We start from the raw sequence: 4,893 nt of genomic DNA, 5'->3' as shown, positions 1-4,893 counted from the left end.
AGCGTATAGAGGGGATAATAAATCAAATTCAAGAGAAGGAAACATACGAATCTTTCCATCATCCCATTTTGCATGGGATGATGGAAAGATTCGTATGTTTCCTTCTCTTGAATTTGATTTATTATCCCCTCTATACGCTTTTGGAAATCCTCATGCGAAGTATTTTTTTCCTTTTCAAAAACGAGTAAAAGTGTATCTTGAGACTGCTTAAAATCTTTATCTAAAATTTCTTTCGTCTTTTGATAATCTCCTTCTGTTTGGAAACCATCACCGCCCAATACTCCTGGAAGTTTTGGAGCAAAAGTACCGAGCACTATCGCAAGTAATAGTAATGCTACGATTACTGTATAACGAAATTGATACAAAAAAGTTCCTATCTTCCCCCACTTATCAATTTTATGTACATTTGTCTTCACACATTTTCACCTACTTTATATAATTCACTTATCATTTATACTGTATCACATCTCCCCATAAACAAAAAACGTCTAGGAAAACTATAATACTAGTTTTTCTAGACGTTTTTCTATCTCTCGTTATTAAGTCCCAATCTCTCGGTAAGTAAACGATGACAATAAATTGCGATGATTAACAACACGCCACCTGCGCAATAACCAGCTAAAATATCAGTCGGATAATGAACATTTAAAATAACTCTACTTAATCCAATCAATATAATTAATATGCCCATCGAAATCGTAATACCACATTTTCCAGCTATACTTTTCAAATTCGCAGCAATGATATAGGCAAGAAAACCGAATGTTATGATAGATAGCATTGCATGTCCACTTGGGAAGCTATACCCAAGTGCGTCAAGTGCCTCATTTAATGATGGGCGGTCTCTTTTTGCAATTTCTTTTATTCCCTTATTAACAAGGTGTGTCGTTAATATAGCCATTGGATACACAATCATAGCAGCATAATAACGCTTTTTCCAAAAAACGAACAAGCTTATAATTAGTGTCGTTATAACTCCAATTGCAGATCCTAACTTTGTAAAGTATGTGAAGAATGTAAGTGAGCTTTCCGTTTGTAATCCTTTCACCATATCACGTACGTATGTATCCATCATTGTAACACCACCTACATGTACCCTCCAAGCGATGATGCTAAATAGAACAAACAACAAAATGATACACATTAATTCATACTGATGTAACTTTTTCTTCAATCGATTTCCTCCTACTATGAAAAAATGCGATTTCTACTTTAGAAACCGCATTTTCTTACTTATTTACCTTTTGTTTTCAGCTCTGTCCAGTAGCGATCGTAGTCTTTTAACTTATCGTCTACATCAACAAGCCACTCTGTACGATCTAATTCTTCTTTTGTTAAGAAGATCATGTGATTATCACGATATTCTTTACTATGAAGAGGATGAGCTTTTTCATTTGGATTACTGTAACCAATTGACTCGTAGTTTTTCACACTTACTTTTTCATCTAATAAGTAGTTCATAAACTTCTCTGCAAGTTCTTTATGTTTCGCACCTTTTGGAATCGCTAACGTGTCAGCCCAAATTGTGCCTCCTTCTTTTGGTACAACGTATCCTACATCTTTGTTATCTTTCGCAATAAATGCTGCGTCTCCAGACCATACAGTCCCGATCCACGCATCTTCTGTAATGAATTTTTGTTTAATATTATCTGTATCAAATGCTAATAAGTTTGGAAGTAGCTTCTGTAAATCATTAGACGCTGTCTTTAACTGTGCATCCTCTTTCGTGCTATTAGAGAAACCATTTTTCTTAAGTCCCATTCCTAATACTTCACGAGAATCGTTTAATAAAGTAACATGTCCTTTATATTTCTCGTTCCATAAATCATTCCAGCTTGTAGGTGTTTCTTTCACATACTTTTTATTGTATGCAATGCCTGTTACACCCCAAGTATATACTAGAGAATACTTATTCTCTGGATCAAATGCAGGTGTTTTAAAGTTAGAAACAAGGTTCTCGATGTTCGGGATGTTCTTCTTATCTAAAGGCGCTAATAAGTCCATCTTCGCCATCGTTTTCACCATGTAATCAGATGGCTGAATTAAATCATATGTCGCGCCACCAGCTTGTAATTTCGCAAGCATTTCTTCATTACTTGCATATTTATCATAGTTAATTTTCACGTTATATTTCTTTTCAAAATCTTTTAAAACTTGCTCATCAAAGTTGTCAGCCCAGCTATAAATATTCAATTCTTCTTTCTTCTCACCACAGCCCGCAAGTACACCTGCAACAAGGCCGAAGCTAATAGCTGCGCCAGCTAATGTCTTCATCAATTTCATTGATTTTTTACCTCCTCGTTCTTTCTATATCATTCGTATTATAAAGGAAGGTGTCCTCCAGAGTTTTCTTCACCGTCTGCACCTTTATTACGGAAAATTTCCGATAGCACCATTAATCCTACAATTACAACAATTAATATTGTAGAAAGAGCATTAATTTCAGGTGATACTCCGCGCTTAACCATACTATAAATGTATAATGGCAATGTTGTTGATCCTGGTCCTGATACGAAGAAACTAATTACAAAATCATCAATCGATAATGTGAATGTTAATAATGCGGCTGAAATAACTCCTGGTGCAATTGCTGGAAACGTTACATAACGAAACGTTTGCCACGGCGTTGCTCCTAAATCGTTTGCAGCCTCTTCTAAATCACGTCCCATACCAGAAAGACGTGCCGCTAAAATAACAACAACAAATGAAATACTGAATGTAATGTGTGCAATAATAATTGTTGTTTTTCCAAGTTCCATACCTAATTGACTAAATAGGATAAGTAAAGATAATCCCATTAAAATATCAGGAATTAAAATTGGTAAATATACAAGACCGTTAATGGCCCCTTCAAAACGATATTTGTAACGGTGTAATGCAATAGCAAAAATCACACCAAGAACTGTCGTCACAATTGTCGTTATAAGAGCAATCGTAATACTATTTACAAACGCATCAATAACATCTTGTTTTTGAAATAAATCTGTATACCAATGGAGTGTAAAGCCCTCCCATTCCGCATTAATGCGAGAATCGTTGAAGGAATATACCATTAAAACCATCATTGGAAAATACAAAAACAATAAGATTAACCAAGAATAAGAAACTAAAAACTTCTTCATTTTTGCCTATTCCCCTCCGTTTCCATCATATTTATATACTTTCGTTGCACGATAATATAAGTAAATTAACAGAACAGAGAATAGAACAACAATCATAGATAACGCGGAACCAAACGGCCAGTCACGTGAGCCTAAGAATTGGTTTTGAATTACGTTTCCGATTAATGCTACTTTCGATCCACCCATAACGTCTGATACAACAAACATTCCGATAGAGGAAACGAATACTAAAATAGAACCAGTTGTAATCCCTGACATCGTCATCGGTACTGTTACATTCCAAAATGCCTTTACTGGTGTTGCGCCTAAATCATAAGCTGCCTCTAGCTTACGCTTATCAAGCTGCTCAATTGCTGCATACACTGGTAAAATCATAAATGGTAATAAAGAATATACCATTCCGAGTATTACAGAAGGTGTATTGTATAACAGATTTAAAGGTTCACTAATAATACCTAGTTTCAATAGCAATGTGTTTACAAGACCTTGTGAACGTAAAATAACAATCCATGCGTATGAACGAACAAGGAAGTTAATCCAGAACGGGATCGTTGCCAATAATAAAAGGATAGAACGATATTTACGATCAACAATTGTAATTGTATAGGCAAATGGATAACCGATTAATAAACATAGTACTGTCGTAATAACCGCAATTTTCACTGTTTCCCATAACGTCCCCATATATAATGGATCAAACACACGCGCTATGTTATCTAATGTGAATTTCATTTCCACTGTCCCGTATGCTCCGCGCTGCATGAAGGCAAATGCTAATACGAACAGAAGTGGAATTAGGAAGAAGAGTAACAGCCATACGACTGTAGGTAATGCGAGTAATTTCCCTTTCTTCAATTTAAGGTCACCTCGTCCTCTTGCTCCCAGCCTACATATACATTATCTCCAATGCTCCACTGCGTTGCTTCTTCAGCAGTTTGATATGCCATTAGTAATTCCGATGTTTTCTCCTCACGTACATATAGCTTTTCCATATTTCCAACAAATTCAATATCTTCAATATGCCCAAGGTGGTATTCTTTTAAAATTGGCTCTTCAACCGAGCGAACTTTTACATTTTCAGGGCGAACTGCTACGTAGTTTTCCCCATTTTTCACGATATTATTTTCACCGATGAACGTTGCAACAAACAATGTTTTCGGTTGATTGTAAATTTCTTTAGGCGTGCCGACTTGTTCGATATGCCCTTTATTCATAACGACAATACGATCACTCATACTCATCGCTTCTTCTTGATCGTGCGTTACATATATGAACGTAATTCCTAAATTACGTTGTAAGTTTTTCAATTCACGTTGCAAATCTTTTCTTAACTTAAAGTCAAGCGCTCCAAGTGGCTCATCTAATAGTAATACACGTGGGTTGTTTACAATTGCTCTTGCAATTGCTACACGCTGTTGCTGTCCACCAGAAAGCTTCGACGGTTTACGATTACGGAACTCAAGTAACTGCGTTAAACGCATTGCCTCTTCCGCACGTTCTTTCTGTTCTGTTGCTGATACTTTTTGCATTTTCATACCGAAACAAATATTTTTTTCAACATTCATATGTGGGAATAGTGCGTAATGTTGGAACACTAAATTCATATGACGCTTGTATGGCGGCAAATCGTTAATCTTTTCATCATCTAATAAAAGATTCCCTTTAGTTGGCGTTTCAAATCCTGCGATCATACGAAGTAAAGTCGTTTTCCCGCAACCACTCGGTCCTAAAATTGTTAAAAATTCTCCTTCTTTAATATCTAAAGAAAGAG

Annotated in this window: 5 protein-coding genes and 1 pseudogene; all 6 read right to left on the bottom strand. The window is 35.9% G+C overall.

What is annotated here, in order from left to right; translation table 11 throughout:
* Positions 1-416, bottom strand: a pseudogene (locus tag AC1DTM_RS18205) (hypothetical protein); the annotation flags it as partial.
* 110 nt (positions 417-526) lie between these two features.
* The gene (locus tag AC1DTM_RS18200) at positions 527-1,174 is read right to left on the bottom strand and encodes a phosphatase PAP2 family protein (RefSeq protein ID WP_016104228.1); all 648 of its coding nucleotides are present in this window, start codon (positions 1,172-1,174) and stop codon (positions 527-529) included.
* Positions 1,175-1,233: 59 nt separating this feature from the next.
* Positions 1,234-2,283 (bottom strand): spermidine/putrescine ABC transporter substrate-binding protein PotD, encoded by a 1,050-nt coding sequence (potD, locus tag AC1DTM_RS18195; RefSeq protein WP_002202714.1) that lies wholly within the window; start codon positions 2,281-2,283, stop codon positions 1,234-1,236.
* Positions 2,284-2,321: 38 nt separating this feature from the next.
* Positions 2,322-3,122: a spermidine/putrescine ABC transporter permease PotC gene (gene potC, locus AC1DTM_RS18190; protein ID WP_002149696.1), complete on the bottom strand. Its 801-nt coding sequence runs from the start codon at positions 3,120-3,122 to the stop codon at positions 2,322-2,324.
* Positions 3,123-3,128: 6 nt separating this feature from the next.
* Complete coding sequence (gene potB / locus AC1DTM_RS18185) at positions 3,129-3,977, bottom strand: spermidine/putrescine ABC transporter permease PotB (RefSeq protein WP_002126118.1); 849 nt, start codon at positions 3,975-3,977, stop codon at positions 3,129-3,131.
* Positions 3,974-4,893: spermidine/putrescine ABC transporter ATP-binding protein PotA (gene potA / locus AC1DTM_RS18180; protein WP_477000604.1), on the bottom strand; the 920-nt coding region annotated here is incomplete at its 5' end. The genes potB and potA, both read right to left, overlap by 4 nt.

The sequence above is a fragment of the Bacillus sp. P4_D3 genome (assembly GCF_056401855.1).
This window is presented reverse-complemented; position numbering and strand designations above follow the sequence as displayed.

Bases quoted from the DNA above. Each gene is read 5' to 3' on its own strand.
- potD (WP_002202714.1), bottom strand. From the start codon at position 2,283: ATGAAATTGATGAAGACATTAGCTGGCGCAGCTATTAGCTTCGGCCTT.
- potC (WP_002149696.1), bottom strand. From the start codon at position 3,122: ATGAAGAAGTTTTTAGTTTCTTATTCTTGGTTAATCTTATTGTTTTTG.